The sequence below is a fragment of the Streptomyces sp. NPDC107538 genome, from assembly GCF_055657445.1.
The window spans coordinates 74,318-89,897 of the sequence record NZ_JBVKAY010000009.1; the positions used below are offsets into that span (position 1 = coordinate 74,318).

Here is a 15,580-nt window from a genome sequence, read left to right on the forward strand (position 1 = left end):
TGGGTCGCTCCTCCGCCAGGGGTCGTTGTGGGCGAACTCACCTGTGGTGTCACCGGTTCGGCTGGTGGTAGGGCCGTTGCGGCGCGCTCGGGCGGGGTGAAGTGGCGTGGAAGGGCGCGGGAGCGTGCGACCAGGCGGGCGTGGGGTGGTGTGCGCCGGTACCGTCGGGGCCATGGACACGTCTTGGTGGTTGGCGCTCGCGGCGGTGGTGGCGCTGGCGTTGGTCGCGACGGTCGTCGACGGGTGGGGGCGGTCACGGCGACCGCCGCGGCGGTCGCGACGGCCGGGTGGGCGGGAGCGGCCGCCGGGGCGTCCCGAGCGGGCGCGGGGGCCTGTGCCGCGGCCCCGGCCCGCCGAGATCTGGTGGGCGAGTGTGCCGTTCGAGGACGGGCCCGGGGGCAAGGACCGGCCGTGTCTGGTGCTGGCCGTACGGGGTGACCGGGCACGGGTCGCCAAGATCACGAGCCGCTACCGCGACGAGCGGGCCGGGGTGATCCCGCTGCCGCCGGGCGCGGTCGGTGACGCGCGGGGGCGGCCGAGCTTTTTGGAGACGGGCGAGCTGCGTGAGGTGCCGGTCCGCGATTTCCGCCGCAAGGCGGGCGTGGCGGACCCGATCCTTTGGGACCAGGTCCGCCATTTGTCCGGCTGAGGAGGGGGTGCGTTGTCGGGTGCGGGTCCGGTGGGGGCTGGTCGCGCAGTTCCCCGCGCCCCTCAAAAAGCAGGGGCTGCGCCCCGTGCTTTTTCGGCCCGAAAGGGCCGTAGGCCCTTAAGGGGCGCGGGGAACTGCGCGAGAAGCCCCACGCACCCGCAGCCGACAACGCGCCGCCGCCCGCTATGCCCAGAGCTGCCCCTGCAACGTCTCGATGGCCTCTTCCGTCGTCGCGGCCGTGTAGACGCCCGTCGACAGGTACTTCCAGCCACCGTCGGCGACGACGAAGACGATGTCGGCCGGCTCGCCGGACTTCACCGCCTTGTTGCCGACCCCGATCGCCGCATGCAGCGCGGCCCCCGTGGAGACGCCGGCGAAGATGCCCTCCTGCTGCAACAGCTCCCGCGTACGCGTCACCGCGTCGGCGGAGCCGACGGAGAAGCGCGTGGTGAGGACGGACGCGTCGTACAGCTCGGGCACGAAGCCCTCGTCGAGGTTGCGCAACCCGTAGACGAGGTCGTCGTAGCGCGGCTCGGCGGCGACGATCTTGACGTCCGGCTTCTGCTCGCGCAGGTACCGGCCCACCCCCATCAGCGTCCCCGTCGTACCGAGACCGGCGACGAAGTGGGTGATGGAGGGCAGGTCCGCCAGGATCTCCGGGCCCGTCGTGGCGTAGTGGGCGCCCGCGTTGTCGGGGTTGCCGTACTGGTAGAGCATCACCCAGTCGGGATGCTCGGCGGAGAGTTCCTTCGCCACGCGTACGGCCGTGTTGGAGCCCCCCGCCGCCGGGGACGGGATGATCTCGGCGCCCCACATGCCGAGCAGCTCACGCCGCTCCTGGGAGGTGTTCTCGGGCATGACGCAGACCATGCGGTAGCCCTTGAGCTTGGCCGCCATGGCCAGGGAGATGCCCGTGTTGCCCGAGGTGGGCTCCAGGATCGTGCAGCCGGGGGTGAGCCGACCGTCCTTCTCCGCCTGTTCGATCATGTGCAGGGCGGGCCGGTCCTTGACCGAACCCGTCGGATTGCGGTCCTCCAGCTTCGCCCAGATACGGACGTCGGCGGACGGCGACAGCCGCGGCAGGCGCACCAGAGGGGTGTTGCCCACCGCGGCCAGCGGGGAGTCGTAGCGCATGGGTGATCAGGCCATGCCGCCGGCCACCGCCGGCAGGATCGTCACGTTGTCGCCGTCGGACAGCTTGGTGTTGATGCCCTCCAGGAAGCGGACGTCCTCGTCGTTGAGGTAGACGTTGACGAAGCGGCGCAGTTCACCGCCGTCCACGATGCGGGCGTGGATGCCCGTGTGACGGGTCTCCAGGTCGGTGAACAGGTCGGCGAGGGTGGCACCGGCTCCCTCCACCGCCTTCTGACCGTCGGTGTACTGGCGGAGGATGGTGGGGATGCGGACCTCGATGGCCATGGTGTGCGGCTCCTGTCGGGAGTGGTCGGGTCGGTGGGCGCGCGGCAGCGCGGGAGTGCGTGGTCACACAGGGGGTCGCGCCGCGGCTCACGGCCGTACGGCGGCAGGGGTCGGCGTCAACAGATGGCGCTGGCGAGCCTGCACAGGTCGACGTGCAGCCGCGCCACGAGCAGGGCGCCCGGCGTCTTCTCGCTCACGTCGTCAAAAACCATGGGCTCATCGTATCGATTCCCGGTCCGGGTCCCGGAATGTGATCCCACATGCCGGACGGATTCGGGCCGACAAGTGAGACCCCGCTCTTCGGGGGCGGGGTCAGGCCGAGCTTCGGACGACCAGTCGGGTGGGTGTGACCACCGAGGACAGGGGGCTCGCCGGCCCCGGCGCGCCGGGGCCGGCCGGGTTCTCCGCGCCGCTGAACAGCAGCCGGGCCATGAGCCGGCCCATGCCCTCGATGTCCTGGTGGACGGTGGTCAGCGGCGGGTCGGTGTGCTCGGCGATGGGCGCGAGGTCGTCGAAGCCGACGACGGCCACGTCGTCCGGCACCCGGCGCCCGCGCTCGCGCAGCACCTGGAGCGCGCCGGAGGCCATCAGGTCGGAGGCGACGAAGACGGCGTCCAGGTCGGGGCGGCGGTCCAGGAGCACGGCCATGGCGTCGGCACCGCCCTGCCGGGTGTAGTCGGAGTGTTCGACCAGCAGGGGCGAGGCGTCCGGCAGCACGTCCCGGTAGCCGTCCAGGCGGTCGAGGGCGGAGGCCTCCCGGTCGACCGGACCGGTGATCGTCGCGACGCGTTCCCGGCCCAGCGCGACCAGATGGCGGACGGCCTCGCGGGCGCCGCCCCGGTTGTCGGCGTCGACGTACACCCGGTCGTGCGCCCGCTCGCCCTCGCGGACCAGGGGGCGGCCGCCGAAGACGGCGGGCAGGCCGAGCCGGTCGATCATGCCGGGCAGCGGGTCGTCGGCGCGCAGGGAGAACAGCAGGGCGCCGTCGACATGGCCGCCGCCGAGGAAGTCGCCGACGCGCGGGTACTCCTCGGGCTCCTCCAGGAAGAGCAGGACGGGCTGGGCGCCGTGGGCGACCAGTTCCTTGCGGATGCCCCGCAGATGGAGGTCGAAGAAGGGGTCGATGAAGAGCCGGTTCTGGGGCTGGCTGGCGACGACGGCGATGGCGTTGTTGCGGCGGGTGACCAGTTGGCGGGCGGCGGAGTTCGGTACGTAGCCGAGTTCGGCGATGACCTCCCGGACCCGTTCGACGACGGCCGCGCGGACCTTGTCCTCGCCGTTGATCACCCGCGACACGGTGGACTTGGACACCCCCGAGCCGCGTGCGACGTCGTCGAGGGTGGGGCGCCGGCCGGGCAGTCGTCGCGTCTGTTGAGTCAACACCGTCTCCGTCGCGGGCAGTTGTGTGCGTGCGCGTGCGTACGGACACCGTAACCGTGAATGCCGCCGCGTATACCGCCCACCCCGGTCCGGGTCGGGGCCCGGTCCCGGTCCCGGTCAGTACGCCTGGACGATCCGTACCTCCTCCTCGGTCACCTCGCCCTCGACGATCTTGAAGGAGCGGAACTGGAACTCGCCGAGGCCGTCGGTGTCGGCGGTGGAGACGAGGACGTAGTGGGCGTTCGGCTCACTGGCGAGCGAGATGTCCGTGCGGGACGGGTGGGCCTCGGTGGCCGTGTGGGAGTGGTAGACGACCACCGGCTCCTCGTCGCGGTCGTCCATCTCCCGGTACAGCTTGAGGAGGTCCCCCGAGTCGAACTCGTAGAACGTGGGCGACATGGCCGCGTTCAGCATCGGGACGAACCGCTCGGGCCGGTCCGAGCCCGCCGGTCCGGCGATGACGCCGCACGCCTCGTCGGGGTGGTCCTTGCGCGCGTGGGCGACGATCTGGTCGACGAGTGCCTGGGTGATGGTCAGCATGCTCGTCAGGATAAGCAGAGGGGCCGTCCCGTACCGAAGGGTGGTACGGGACGGCCCACATGCTGGGCAGATGCCTGTCGGCGGGCCTCAGCCGATCTTCTCGAACTCCGGCTCGCGGCGGCCGGTGACCCCCGGGTTGCGGGACTTCAGCACGGCCCAGCCGATGCCGAGGGCCACCGCCCAGCCGGCCATGACGTAGAGGCTGACGCGGGCCTCGTGGTCGTAGGCGATGAGGCAGGTGACGAAGAGCAGGAAGACGATGGCGATCCAGCTGCCGATCGCGCCGCCCGGGGCCGGGAAGGAGGAGGCGGGCAGGCGGCCTGCGTCTACGGCGCGGCGGTAGCGGACGTGGCTGATCAGGATCATCAGCCAGGTCCAGATGCCGGCGCCGGTGGCGACGGAGACGACGTACTCGAAGGCCTTGTCCGGGACGATGTAGTTCAGGACCACGCCGATGCCCATGAAGAGCACGGAGACCGAGATCGCGAACGCCGGCGTCTTGGTGGCGGACAGCTTGTTGAAGGCCCCGGGGGCCTCACCGCTGTCGGCGAGGGTGCGCAGCATGCGGCCCGTGGAGTACATGCCGGAGTTGCAGGAGGACAGGGCCGCGGTGAGGACCACGAAGTTGACGATCGCGGCGCCCGCCGGGATGCCGATCTTCGCGAAGGCCGCCACGAAGGGGCTGACGCCGGGCGCGAACTCGGTCCACTTCACCACGCACAGGATGACGGTGAGGGCGCCGACGTAGAAGAGCGCGATGCGCCAGGGCAGGGTGTTGATCGCCTTGGGGAGGGTCTTCTCCGGGTTCTCGGACTCCCCGGCGGTGACGCCGACCAGCTCGACGGCGAGGTAGGCGAACATCACGCCCTGGAGGGTCATCAGGGAGGAGCCGATGCCCTTGGGGAAGAAGCCGTCGTAGGCCCAGAGGTTGGAGACGGCGGCCGTGTCGCCGGCGGCGCTGAAGCCGAAGGTGAGGACGCCGAGGCCGATCACGATCATGCCGATGATCGCGGTGACCTTGATCATCGAGAACCAGAACTCGATCTCGCCGAACAGCTTCACCGAGATCAGGTTCGCCACGAACAGGACGACCAGGAAGACCAGGGCCGAGACCCACCGCGGGACGTCCGGGAACCAGTAGTTGATGTAGATCGCGGCGGCGGTCAGCTCCGCCATTCCGGTGACGACCCACAGCAGCCAGTACGTCCAGCCGGTGAAGTAGCCGAAGAACGGGCCGAGGAACTCGCGGGAGTACTCCGCGAAGGAGCCCGAGACGGGGCGATAGAGCAGCAGCTCGCCGAGCGCCCGCATGATGAAGAAGATGATCACGCCGGCGATGGCGTACATCAGGATGAGGCTGGGTCCCGCCTTGGCGATGTTCGCCCCGGCGTTGAGGAAGAGGCCGACGCCGATGGCGCCGCCGATCGCGATCATCTGGACCTGGCGGCTGCCGAGCCCGCGCTCGTACCCCTCTTCGGGTGCGTCGCCGGGTGCGGCCTCGTCGCCGTTCTTGCTGACCTGAGCGGAGGTCATGTGTGGTGTGCCTTTCGCCGATCCCCCCGGATGTGCTGGCAGTCCTGGAGATCTATCACGGCCGCACTCTTGATCCACCGACCGCTCTATGGCGCACGTCACAGGAAGAACCGGACAAAGAACACCCGCGAGGGCATCCCTCGCGGGCGTGGTGACGCGATCGTTATTCGGATTTGAGTGTCCTCTGAGCGAACACCCGACGAACCCCGGACGGCTCCCTCAGGGCATCAGTGTGGTGACGAGCGAGTCCTGGAGGCCGCCCAGCCACAGGTACGCCATCACCATCGGCTTGCGCGGGTCCTCGTCCGGGAGGCGGTAGAGGAGGTCGGTGTCCTCCTCGTCGACGACGTCGAGCCGGGAGCCGATGGCGAGCCGCAGGTCGTTGAGGCAGCCGAGCCAGTGCCGGGAGTCGTCCGCCGACAGCTTCAGTACGGCCCCGCCCTCACCGGTGGCCGCCAGCGCGTCCAGGGAGTGGATCACCGCGAGCGCCTTCTCGCGCTTGCCGGCCCGCAGGTCGTTCTCGGTGAAGCGGCGGAACTCAGAGGAGTACGCCCGCTGCTCCTCCGCCTCCCGGGCCGTCGGGGTGCCCTCGGGATCGCTGTAGGCGTCCGGGAACAGCCGCAGCAGGACGGGGTCCTTGGGCGGCTCGCTCGGGCCCTCGGCGAAGAGTTCGGCGAGCGGGTCGTCGCCCGCCTCCTCGGCCGGTCCCGGGCCGATCAGCTCCAGGAGCTGCACCGCCAGCGAGCGGATGATGGAGATCTCGACCTCGTCGAGCGCGACGGCCGCGCCGCCGCCGGGGAGCGCTTCGAATTGTCCTGGCATCAGGTGCGTCGCTACTTCCGGTCCTGCTGGAGGGTGGCCCACAGACCGTAGCCGTGCATGGCCTGCACATCGCGTTCCATCTCCTCGCGTGTTCCGCTGGAGACGACCGCGCGGCCCTTGTGGTGGACGTCGAGCATGAGCTTGGTGGCCTTGTCCTTCGAGTACCCGAAGTACGCCTGGAACACATACGTCACGTAGCTCATCAGGTTCACCGGGTCGTTGTGGACGATCGTGACCCACGGGACGTCCGGTTCGGGAACGGCGAAGGTCTCCTCCGCCGACTCGGTCTTCTCGATCTCCATGGGTACGGCTGCCGTCACACCGCCCATGCTGCCACCACAGGGGGGTGCCCGCACAAATGCGACCCCGTGACCTGGGCGGACGAGAAACGATCCGCCGAAGATCCGCCGACGATCCGCCGAAGATCCGGCAGAAATCGTCAGACTGACGAAATGGGAGTACGATCCCTTGCCATGAACACAGCGGACCTCGGTTTGCCGGTCGACGTCCCCTCGACCGCGCTCTTCACGGACCAGTACGAACTCACGATGCTGCAGGCCGCGTTGAAAGCGGGCACGGCCGAGCGGCGTTCGGTGTTCGAGGTCTTCACCCGGCGGCTGCCGGAGGGACGCCGGTACGGCGTGGTGGCCGGCACCGGACGGGTGCTGGACGCGGTCGAGAACTTCCGTTTCGACCCGGCCGTCCTCGCCTACCTGCGCGAACGCTCCGTCGTCGACGCGGAGACCCTCGACTGGCTCGCCGGCTACCGCTTCGGCGGGGACGTGTGGGGCTACCAGGAGGGCGAGGTGTACTTCCCCGGCTCGCCGATCATGCGGGTCGAGGGCACCTTCGCGGAGTGCGTGCTCCTGGAGACCGTGATCCTGTCCATCCTCAACCACGACTCGGCGATCGCGGCCGCCGCCTCCCGGATGTCCAGCGCCGCCGGGGGGCGCCCGCTGATCGAGATGGGCGCCCGGCGCACGCACGAGCTGGCCGCCGTGGCCGCCTCGCGCGCCGCGTACCTCGGTGGCTTCACCTCCACCTCGGACCTGGCCGCCGGCTTCCGCTACGGCATCCCGACGGTCGGCACCAGCGCCCACGCCTTCACCCTGCTGCACGACCGCGAGCGGGACGCCTTCCAGGCCCAGGTGGACTCCCTCGGCCGGAACACCACGCTGCTCGTCGACACCTACGACGTCGCCGAGGCCGTACGGACCGCCGTGGAGATCGCCGGGCCCGAGCTGGGCGCCGTGCGCATCGACTCCGGCGATCTGCTGCTCGTCGCCCACCGGGTGCGGCAGCAGCTGGACGAGCTGGGCGCCACGGACACCCGGATCATCGTGACCTCGGACCTCGACGAGTACGCCATCGCCTCGCTGGCGGCGGCGCCGGTCGACGCGTACGGGGTCGGTACGCAGCTGGTGACCGGGTCCGGGCACCCGACCTGCTCGATGGTCTACAAGCTGGTCGCCCGCGCCGAGTCCGCGGACCCCACGGACCCGCTGGTGCCCGTGGCGAAGAAGTCCAGCGGCGGGAAGACGTCCGTCGGGGGCCGCAAGTGGGCGGCGCGGCGGCTGGACGAGCACGGGGTCGCCGAGGCCGAGGTGATCGGCACCGGGCCGGTGCCCGAGGAGCTCCAGGACCGTCAGCTTCTCGTCCGGCTGATCGAGGACGGCCGGGTGCTCTCCCGGGAGCCCCTGGACGTCGTCCGCGCACGGCATGTGACCGCGCGGGCGAACCTCCCGCTGTCGGCCACACAGCTGTCGCGCGGCGAGGCGGTCATCCCGACGGAGTACGTCTGAGCCGCTCGGATACGCGGTGGGCGGCGGCCGGGCGCACGCTGGGAGTGGGCCGGAGTGAATGTGTCCGGCGCGCTCTCCCGCGAGCCCCCGAGCGCCCGCGTGGTGGGCCCGTGCTCCGGTCCGCGCACCGGGCGAGCGCCGGATGCCCCCTCCCGAACAGCGCTCGAAGTCTCTAGGCTCGGAAGTTCGCAGTTTCCCATCGCACCCGACCCGCACTCACCCCCACACCCACACCCGAGAACCGAAGAGTCGTAAGGACACCGACACCATGCGCCGCGCCTTGATCGTCGTCGACGTGCAGAACGACTTCTGCGAGGGGGGCAGCCTCGCGGTGGCCGGCGGTGCCGATGTGGCCGCCGCCGTCACCGAGCTGATCGGCCAGGCGGCCGGCCCCGGCTACCAGCACGTCGTGGCCACCCGTGACCACCACATCGCACCCGGTGGCCACTTCTCGGACAACCCGGACTACGTCCACTCCTGGCCCGCCCACTGTGTCGCCGGCACGGAGGGCGTGGGCTTCCACCCGAACTTCGCCCCCGTGATCGCCTCCGGGGCGGTCGACGCGGTCTTCGACAAGGGGGCGTACTCCGCGGCCTACAGCGGTTTCGAGGGCGCCGACGAGAACGGCGTCACCCTCGCGGACTGGCTCCGCGCCCGCGAGATCACTGAGGTCGACGTCGTCGGTATCGCCACCGACCACTGCGTACGGGCCACCGCCCTCGACGCGTCCCGGGAGGGCTTCCGCACCCACGTCCTCCTGGACCTCACCGCCGGCGTCGCCGAGGAGACCACGGAGCGCGCCCTGGAAGACCTGCGCCAGGCAGGCGTGGAACTCTCGGGCAAGCCGGTGGTGTAGCGGACCCGCACCGGGCCAGGGGCGGCCCGCCCCCTCCCCGCTCACCGTGCGCGGCCGAGCCGCGCCCTGGCCGCCGGACGACTTCACAGCTCGCGGCAGACACGGCACCGCCGAGATCCACCGTCGTGGCTGATCACCGCCGCGGCGGAATGGAGTGGCCGGGGAGCCCCGCTGGACCGGCCTCGGTCGGCGGTCACACCCGTAGCGTCGGTCTCCTCAGGAGCGCTCTGATCGGGTGCCAGAGCTCCGGGGTCGTGGAGGCGGGGCAGACCGGGGAGGTGCGCCATATGAGGCCGTCGGGGTGGTGGAGGACGGCGGTGATCTCGTCGGGGGTCGGGGGCGCCGCGTTGCCGCGGAGGTAGACCGCTCGCATGCCCAGGTTGCGGAGCCGGGTCAGGGCCCGGGCGCGGTTCGCGGCCAGGACGAGGACCCGTACGGAGCCGTCGTCGGCCGGGGCCCAGACGGTGCCCGGCGTGCCCGGCGCCGTCGCCCCCGGCAGGTTCAGGGCGACGACGACATTGCCGTCCGGCAGCTTGCAGAAACCTCCTGCGGCCATGCAGGTCACACCCCCGTGAGCGTCAGAGTCGATGTCGGTGTCAATAAGAAGACCACACCCCGCACCTAAACACGTCCGGCCGCGACCCGCCAAGAGGGTCACGGCCGAACATGCTCTGACCTGCGGAAATGCCGTTTACTTCACCGCGGGGCCCACCTTGACCGTGATCGTCGAGCCGTCCTCGGCCTCCTTGACGATGTCGATCTTGGTGTTGGTGTCAGTGATCTTGACACCGGCGAGCGGGGCCGCCGCGTCGTAGTAGGTGCTGGTCCGGTCGTTGAACGTGGACACACCCGCCGACGACGGGATCGTCGTCAGCACGTCCGCCTTGTGCAGCTTCAGACCGTCGGTGCGGTAGAGGCTGAACGGCGAGTCGTAGGACTGCATCCGGCTGCGCATCACCGTGCCGTCGGCCCACTTCAGCGCCGCCGGGTGCGAGTCGACCGGCAGGACCAGACCCGTACCGGGGTGCACGCTGGTGTTGTTGTCCGCCTGCGAGGTGTCCCACTTCCAGATCAACAGACCGTTCTGGTAGGCGAAGTGCTCCACCCAGGACGGACGCGTGGTCGAGAAGCCGAAGTTGTACGGGCCGACCTTCAGCGTCTTGTCGTACGACACGTACTGACGGTTCTCGGCGATGTAGTACTGCGCGTAGTCGTCGGTGATCGACGCGCCCACGCGGGAGAAGCCCTTGGCGGTCCAGGCCGCGTCCGCGCTCTCCGCGTCGTCCGAGAAGACGGCGGAGCCGTCCGCGGTGACCACGATCGAGTCGGCCGTGAAGCCCTTCGGGGCCACGCCGCCGTCGGTCTGGTAGCGGAAGCGGAGGTCGAACTTCTGGCCGGCGTAGGCGTCCAGGGAGTACGACAGCTTCGTGTGCGCGGCGGAGGAACCGGTCAGCGCGGGCTTGCCGCTGGCGTCGCGCGGGATCGCCGCGCCGTCCACCGTGCCGTCGATCGGCGTCCAGTTGGCGCCGCCGTCGGTCGACACCTCGGTGTAGAGGTAGTCGTACTCGGCCTCGATGTCGTACCAGCCGTCGAGGGTCAGCGCCGCCGAGGACTTGCCCGTGAGGTCCACGGAACGGGTCAGCGTGTTGGCGAGGTTGTCACCGCTGCCGCTCCACCACTGGGTCGCCCCCTGCGCCGGCTCGACGATCTCGGTGGTGACCTCCTTCTTCGGGAGCTCCACCACCAGGGCCTGCTTGTCCTTGGTGTTGTACTCCGCGACGCCCAGCTTGTGCCTCGACTTCGTCGCGGCCTTCGCCGTGTCGTAGTCGAGCCAGCCGAGCTGCAGCTTGTCCCAGGCGGTCATGTCGCCGGGGAGGTCGCCGATGGCGTCCTTGCCGGTGCCGAGCCAGGAACCGGAGGACATCAGGGTCCAGAAGCCGGTGGAGTTGTCGCCGCCCTGGGTGTCGTAGTGGTCCGGCAGACCGAGGTCGTGGCCGTACTCGTGGGCGAAGACACCGAGTCCGCCGTTCTCCGGCTGGATGGTGTAGTCGCCGACCCAGATGCCGGTGTCACCGATCTTGGCGCCGCCGAGCTTGTTGCCGTCGGGGCCCGTGGCGCCCGCGTCGGAGCCGAACGCGTACCAGCGGTGTGCCCAGATGGCGTCCTCGCCCTGGGCGCCGCCGCCCGCGGACTCGTCCTCACCGGCGTGCACGATCTGGAAGTGGTCGATGTAGCCGTCGGACTCGTTGAAGTCGCCGTCGCCGTCGAAGTCGTAGCGGTCCCACTGGTCGAACTCGGCGACGTCCGCCTTGATCTCCGCGTCGGTGCGCCCCGCTGCCTTCTGCTGGGCGACCCAGGACGTCAGACCGTCGCTGACCACGTTCCACACGCTGGAGCAGGTGGACTGGCCGCACTTGTTGTTGCCGTAGCGGGCCTCGTTGTAGGGGACCTTGACCCAGTCCGAGACCTCGCCCTCGATCGAGTAGCGGCCCGAGGACTGCTTCTCGTAGTACTTCTTCATCGACTCGGTGTTCTTGCCGGTGCCGAAGTACAGGTCCTGGAAGTGGGCCTGGTCGTAGTCCGCCTGCCAGGCCGTGGAGTTGTCCTGGGCGCGGTCCGGCTCGGCTATCTGGTTGTGCGCCGGGCCGGGGGTGCCGCCGTAGCGGGAGTCGATCTCGTCGCCGAACTCGACCAGGATCGTGAAGATCTTGTCGGTCTTCTCGCGGCCGAGCTCGACGTACTTGCTCTTGCCCTTCTTGCTCTTCAGCTGCACGACCTGCGAGCCGTCACGGTCCTTGACCGTGGCGTCGCCGGATATGACCTGCTGCAGGGCCTCCTCGCGCTGGGCCTCCTGAGTCTTGCTCAGGGGCCCTTCGAGGTCGTGGTCGTCGGCGTGCTGGTGGTCCGCCGGGTCCTGCCGGTCCACGGCCGCCGGCGTGGTGTCCGCGGCCTGCGCCACGGTGAAGACGGACATGGTCGCCGCCGCCGTGGCGACCGCGACGCCGATGGCCGCCGCTCTGTACGTCCAGGGTCTACTGGTCACTTGAGGTCCTCCCCCGCGTCCGTTCGCGCGGAAGGGGATGGCCCCGGGAAGTGGAGGAGTCCGCGCGCGGTATACGCGTGTAGTCAAGTGACGTCATTCGACCGGAGTTTCGAGATAAAAGACAGATCTTGACTTGGACAGGTCAAGTGCATTATCGGCGTCCAGAGGAAGCGCTTGTTCGTTACCCGGACGTTATGCGCGGCCCGCCATGACTCCGTGCGCCCCCTGTGCACCCGGCACCGTGTGTCAGGTCACGCTTACCCGTCGCTCCACTCGGGCACCCTGGCGATTAGAGTCGATTGGCGGAACGCCGGAGGTCGGCGGAAGCCAAGCCGACTGCACTGCTTCACCTTTGATTCCCACCCGAGGACACGATTGCCATGCCTCGTCCGACGACCGCACAGCTCGCCTACGGCTCCTGCACCGTGATCTTGTCCACCCTCGCCATGCTGCTGCTGTCCCAGACGAGTTCCGGCGCGGGCATCGCGGTGATCGCGCTGTCCGCCCTGGCCCTGGGCCTGCTCGTCGCCCTGACCGTGCCGCTGCCCAAGCCCGCGCCGGGCATGGTGGTACGCCGCTCCCGCGTCTCAGCCGCCCCGGCCCCGGCCCCGGCGACCGAGACGGTCAAGGAGCCCGAGGCGGTACGACAGCCGGTGCACGAGCCGACGGGGTCCTGAAGCCGTCCGAACCGGCACTCGGTGACAGCCAATCGGTGACAGCTTGCTGAAACGCTTCGGCGGGCCCGTGTGGCACGGACCCGCCGTTGTCGTGTGCGCGTGCGTGGGCGTGTGTGCACGGGTGCGGGTGCTCAACCGGTGCTGACCACCACCGTCTTGGCCGCCTTGTCATGCAGGCCCTGCTTGTACGGCTTGTCGAAGAAGCTCCAGCCGCCCGCGATCGCCGTCCAGATACAGGCGCAGCAGAAGGCGAAGGGGATCCACAGCACGGCCGCGCGGATCAGCGCGGTCTGCACCGAGGGCGTGGAGCCGTCGTCGAGGTTCGCCACCCGCAGCTTGAACAGCTTCTTGCCGAGGGTCTGGCCGTTCTTGACGGAGAAGTACGTGTCGTACGCGATGTAGAGGACCGCGGCGAGCGCCTCCTGTGCCAGGGACTTGCCGAACTCGAAGTCGTCCGAGTCGACCGTGTACTGGCTGATCCGGAACGCCCACGCCAGCAGCACCACCACGATCCCGACCAGGATCATGTCGATGATCCGCGCCAGCACCCGCTTCCCGCTGTCCGCGAGCGGCGGCATGCCCGACAGCGGGTCGTTGGGGTACTGCCCACCGCCGTAGGGGTCACCGCCGTAGGGACCTCCGCCATAGGGAGGCGGCTGACTGCCGTACGGCGGTTGCTGGCCGCCCCCGTACGGCGGCTGCTGGGGCGGCGGGTCGTACGGGGAGCCGCCGCCCTGGTGCGGCGGGGGCGGCTGCTTGCTGAACCGGTCGTCGTCCGGGGACTGACCGGAGCCGAAGGGCGGCGGTTCGCTACTCATGGCCCGAGTCGACCCCGAACCCCCCGGCTCCGCATCCGGCACGGGGCCGTACGGAGTACGCCCCCCCAGCGGGCCTCCCGTACGGCTAGCTTCCCGCCACGAACGTGCGTGCGGCCTTGTCGTGCCAGCACTGGCGCCACGGCTTGTCCCACACGCACCACAGGACGCCGAGCAGCCCGATGCCGAGCAGCCCGGAGACGGTGTGGACGAGCCAGCGGCGCAGGGAGCCCCCGAAGGACGGGGGTTCGAGGCCCTCGATGTCCCGGACCTCGATGCCGAGCAGCCTCTTGCCGAGGGTGCGGCCCCACTTGGCGGTGGGCAGCACCTCGTAGAGCGCGCTGACCAGGAACAGGACGCCGAGGATGATGCCGAAGTAGACGGAGGTCGTGCCGTCGACCAGCCAGACGGTGACCCGCTCGCCGGAGAGCTTCGCCGCGTCGATCTTCCCGTCGATGTGATCCATCGCCTTGGTGCCGAACGGCACGGCGGCCCCGGCCGTGACGGCGCCGACGAGCAGGCTGTCCACGAGCCGGGCGGCCAGCCGTCTGCCGAGCCCGGCGGGCCTGGCCTCCGACTGCCGGCGCGCCGCCGCCTGGAAGGGGTCCTCCACCACCGGCTTCCACGGCGCGACGGGCGACTGCTCCGCCTCGCCCCCGGCCAGCCGGTGCACCTGCTGGGCCCAGGAGGGCTGCCCGCCACCGGAGCCGACGGCCATGGGAGGCGGCTCGGTCGACTGCGGGGCGGCGGCCTGCGGGGGCACACCCGGCGTGGGCTCGGGGAACTGCGGGGCGGGCGCGACCGGTTGGCTCTGCGGGGCCTGCTGCGGGAAGGCGCCGCCGAACGGGGCTTGCTGCGGCTCGGGTTGGCGTGGGGCCGGAGCCACGGGAGCGGCCGGGGCGATCGCCGCCGGGGCCGGGGCCGCCGGAGCCGACGGGGCGGTGCCGCTCGGCTGCGGGCCCTGTTGCGGGGCCGGCGCGCCCTGGGGACTCCGCGGCCCCTGCTGGGGTCCGGACGGTGCCGCCGCGGGCGCGGCGGACTGCGGGGCGAGGCCCAGGGCCTGCTGGGCGGCGACCTGGGCGGGTGTCAGGGGTGAGCCGAACGGGGCGGGGGACGCGGGAGCGCCCTCGTCCTGCCGCCCGGCGCGCGAGGAGGGCGGACCGAACGTCATGGTGCCTTCCGACCGCGCGGCCTCCCCGCCGTCGGCCGGGCCCCCGGAGGTGTCGGGCCGCCGGAAGACCACCGTGCCCGGCGTGGACCCGGCCTCGTCGTCGGCGTCCGCGGGCGGGATCGTCGCCGTACCGTCCGTGCTCGCCGTGGGCCCGGAGTCACCGGGAGCGGCGGGGGCGCCGGTGTCGGCGCCGGGGCCGGACGAGAGGGAGAGCCGGGGGTCCACACCGCCGGACGAACCCCAGGACACCCGGCGGTCCTGGTCGCCGCCGAACCCGGTCTGCCGGGAGCGGTCGGCGCCCCACGCGGAGGCGGGCTCGGGGCGGATGCCGTGCAGGGGCTTGTCGGCCGCCGCCCGGCCCGGCTCGCCGTCGGCCGCGGGGTCCTCGTCGAAGAAGTGCGGGCCCGTCTCCTCCACGGCGCCGGACGGGCCGGAGCCGGGCGGCGGGGCGAGCGGCTCTCCGTCGGAGGGCGCCGGACGGCTCGTACCCGGCACCCAGGCGGAGCCGTTCCAGTACCGGACATATCCAGGAATGGACGGGTCCGGGTAATACCCTTCGCGGGGCCTGTCGTCGCCGGGGGCCGGGGTTGGGGCGCTCATGTCCGTCGTCCCGTATCTGCTCGTGGGTTTGGTGGAGGGATCCAGATCTACCAGACGTCGGCACGGTCCATGACCGCTGCCTCCGGACCCGCCCCATTCGCGCACGGATCTGCTACGGGCCGAGGGGGCCACCGGGTACCGGAAGCCGGTCGGCGTTGGGTGGTCGGTGGACTCGTCGGAAAAAAGTTTCGCGAATCCGCGTAATGCTTCGGGGCCCCCGCCCCTCTCACTCGTACGGGCCCGCTCACCGGGCTCCTTCGCACGATCTACGAG

General features: G+C 70.8%; 16 protein-coding genes. 4 read left to right on the forward strand and 12 right to left on the reverse strand.

The window, feature by feature from the left end; genetic code table 11:
- Positions 1 to 172 precede the first annotated feature (172 nt).
- Positions 173 to 649 carry a type II toxin-antitoxin system PemK/MazF family toxin gene (locus ACZ7MG_RS29500; RefSeq protein WP_471393214.1) on the forward strand — a complete coding sequence of 159 codons (477 nt, stop codon included), beginning with the start codon at positions 173 to 175 and terminating at the stop codon, positions 647 to 649.
- Between the two features lie 183 nt (positions 650 to 832).
- On the opposite strand, the gene ACZ7MG_RS29505 is transcribed toward ACZ7MG_RS29500, so the two are convergent.
- The 8 genes from ACZ7MG_RS29505 to clpS all read right to left on the reverse strand — a co-directional run bounded on the left by ACZ7MG_RS29505 (position 833) and on the right by clpS (position 6,672).
- Positions 833 to 1,783, reverse strand: coding sequence for a PLP-dependent cysteine synthase family protein (locus ACZ7MG_RS29505; protein WP_471393211.1), 951 nt, complete (start codon positions 1,781 to 1,783; stop codon positions 833 to 835).
- 6 nt (positions 1,784 to 1,789) lie between these two features.
- Positions 1,790 to 2,068: a MoaD/ThiS family protein gene (locus ACZ7MG_RS29510; protein WP_037703545.1), complete on the reverse strand. Its 279-nt coding sequence runs from the start codon at positions 2,066 to 2,068 to the stop codon at positions 1,790 to 1,792.
- 116 nt (positions 2,069 to 2,184) lie between these two features.
- Entirely contained in the window at positions 2,185 to 2,280 is a 96-nt protein-coding gene (locus ACZ7MG_RS29515; protein WP_020115562.1) for a putative leader peptide, read from the reverse strand.
- A 100-nt stretch (positions 2,281 to 2,380) separates the two neighbouring features.
- Positions 2,381 to 3,448 carry a LacI family DNA-binding transcriptional regulator gene (locus ACZ7MG_RS29520; protein WP_471393207.1) on the reverse strand — a complete coding sequence of 356 codons (1,068 nt, stop codon included), beginning with the start codon at positions 3,446 to 3,448 and terminating at the stop codon, positions 2,381 to 2,383.
- A 117-nt stretch (positions 3,449 to 3,565) separates the two neighbouring features.
- Complete coding sequence (locus tag ACZ7MG_RS29525) at positions 3,566 to 3,988, reverse strand: M67 family metallopeptidase (RefSeq protein ID WP_471393204.1); 423 nt, start codon at positions 3,986 to 3,988, stop codon at positions 3,566 to 3,568.
- A gap of 87 nt (positions 3,989 to 4,075) precedes the next feature.
- The gene (locus ACZ7MG_RS29530) at positions 4,076 to 5,521 is read right to left on the reverse strand and encodes an amino acid permease (RefSeq protein WP_471393201.1); all 1,446 of its coding nucleotides are present in this window, start codon (positions 5,519 to 5,521) and stop codon (positions 4,076 to 4,078) included.
- 219 nt (positions 5,522 to 5,740) lie between these two features.
- Positions 5,741 to 6,343 carry a DUF2017 domain-containing protein gene (locus ACZ7MG_RS29535; RefSeq protein WP_471393199.1) on the reverse strand — a complete coding sequence of 201 codons (603 nt, stop codon included), beginning with the start codon at positions 6,341 to 6,343 and terminating at the stop codon, positions 5,741 to 5,743.
- Between the two features lie 11 nt (positions 6,344 to 6,354).
- Entirely contained in the window at positions 6,355 to 6,672 is a 318-nt protein-coding gene (clpS, locus tag ACZ7MG_RS29540; protein WP_471393196.1) for an ATP-dependent Clp protease adapter ClpS, read from the reverse strand.
- A gap of 144 nt (positions 6,673 to 6,816) precedes the next feature.
- Between clpS and ACZ7MG_RS29545 the strand changes: the two genes are divergently transcribed.
- Both ACZ7MG_RS29545 and ACZ7MG_RS29550 read left to right on the forward strand, forming a co-directional pair.
- The gene (locus tag ACZ7MG_RS29545) at positions 6,817 to 8,145 is read left to right on the forward strand and encodes a nicotinate phosphoribosyltransferase (protein WP_471393195.1); all 1,329 of its coding nucleotides are present in this window, start codon (positions 6,817 to 6,819) and stop codon (positions 8,143 to 8,145) included.
- Positions 8,146 to 8,413: 268 nt separating this feature from the next.
- Complete coding sequence (locus ACZ7MG_RS29550) at positions 8,414 to 9,001, forward strand: isochorismatase family protein (RefSeq protein ID WP_471393192.1); 588 nt, start codon at positions 8,414 to 8,416, stop codon at positions 8,999 to 9,001.
- 193 nt (positions 9,002 to 9,194) lie between these two features.
- Here the strand turns inward: ACZ7MG_RS29550 and ACZ7MG_RS29555 are convergent, their stop codons facing one another.
- Positions 9,195 to 9,557, reverse strand: a complete 363-nt coding sequence (locus ACZ7MG_RS29555) for a hypothetical protein (protein WP_471393189.1) — start codon at positions 9,555 to 9,557, stop codon at positions 9,195 to 9,197.
- Between the two features lie 135 nt (positions 9,558 to 9,692).
- Positions 9,693 to 12,044, reverse strand: a complete 2,352-nt coding sequence (locus tag ACZ7MG_RS29560) for an immune inhibitor A domain-containing protein (RefSeq protein WP_471393187.1) — start codon at positions 12,042 to 12,044, stop codon at positions 9,693 to 9,695.
- A gap of 380 nt (positions 12,045 to 12,424) precedes the next feature.
- Here ACZ7MG_RS29560 and ACZ7MG_RS29565 point away from each other — a divergent pair, with 380 nt between their 5' ends.
- Positions 12,425 to 12,721 (forward strand): hypothetical protein, encoded by a 297-nt coding sequence (locus tag ACZ7MG_RS29565; RefSeq protein WP_471393184.1) that lies wholly within the window; start codon positions 12,425 to 12,427, stop codon positions 12,719 to 12,721.
- Between the two features lie 131 nt (positions 12,722 to 12,852).
- On the opposite strand, the gene ACZ7MG_RS29570 is transcribed toward ACZ7MG_RS29565, so the two are convergent.
- Entirely contained in the window at positions 12,853 to 13,539 is a 687-nt protein-coding gene (locus tag ACZ7MG_RS29570; protein ID WP_471393181.1) for an RDD family protein, read from the reverse strand.
- Between the two features lie 85 nt (positions 13,540 to 13,624).
- Positions 13,625 to 15,307: an RDD family protein gene (locus ACZ7MG_RS29575; protein WP_471393179.1), complete on the reverse strand. Its 1,683-nt coding sequence runs from the start codon at positions 15,305 to 15,307 to the stop codon at positions 13,625 to 13,627.
- Positions 15,308 to 15,580 lie beyond the last annotated feature (273 nt).

Bases quoted from the DNA above. Each gene is read 5' to 3' on its own strand.
- ACZ7MG_RS29500 (WP_471393214.1), top strand. From the start codon at position 173: ATGGACACGTCTTGGTGGTTGGCGCTCGCGGCGGTGGTGGCGCTGGCG.
- ACZ7MG_RS29505 (WP_471393211.1), bottom strand. From the start codon at position 1,783: ATGCGCTACGACTCCCCGCTGGCCGCGGTGGGCAACACCCCTCTGGTG.
- ACZ7MG_RS29510 (WP_037703545.1), bottom strand. From the start codon at position 2,068: ATGGCCATCGAGGTCCGCATCCCCACCATCCTCCGCCAGTACACCGAC.
- ACZ7MG_RS29515 (WP_020115562.1), bottom strand. From the start codon at position 2,280: ATGGTTTTTGACGACGTGAGCGAGAAGACGCCGGGCGCCCTGCTCGTG.
- ACZ7MG_RS29525 (WP_471393204.1), bottom strand. From the start codon at position 3,988: ATGCTGACCATCACCCAGGCACTCGTCGACCAGATCGTCGCCCACGCG.
- ACZ7MG_RS29530 (WP_471393201.1), bottom strand. From the start codon at position 5,521: ATGACCTCCGCTCAGGTCAGCAAGAACGGCGACGAGGCCGCACCCGGC.
- ACZ7MG_RS29535 (WP_471393199.1), bottom strand. From the start codon at position 6,343: ATGCCAGGACAATTCGAAGCGCTCCCCGGCGGCGGCGCGGCCGTCGCG.
- clpS (WP_471393196.1), bottom strand. From the start codon at position 6,672: ATGGGCGGTGTGACGGCAGCCGTACCCATGGAGATCGAGAAGACCGAG.
- ACZ7MG_RS29545 (WP_471393195.1), top strand. From the start codon at position 6,817: ATGAACACAGCGGACCTCGGTTTGCCGGTCGACGTCCCCTCGACCGCG.
- ACZ7MG_RS29550 (WP_471393192.1), top strand. From the start codon at position 8,414: ATGCGCCGCGCCTTGATCGTCGTCGACGTGCAGAACGACTTCTGCGAG.
- ACZ7MG_RS29555 (WP_471393189.1), bottom strand. From the start codon at position 9,557: ATGGCCGCAGGAGGTTTCTGCAAGCTGCCGGACGGCAATGTCGTCGTC.
- ACZ7MG_RS29565 (WP_471393184.1), top strand. From the start codon at position 12,425: ATGCCTCGTCCGACGACCGCACAGCTCGCCTACGGCTCCTGCACCGTG.
- ACZ7MG_RS29570 (WP_471393181.1), bottom strand. From the start codon at position 13,539: ATGAGTAGCGAACCGCCGCCCTTCGGCTCCGGTCAGTCCCCGGACGAC.
- ACZ7MG_RS29575 (WP_471393179.1), bottom strand. From the start codon at position 15,307: ATGAGCGCCCCAACCCCGGCCCCCGGCGACGACAGGCCCCGCGAAGGG.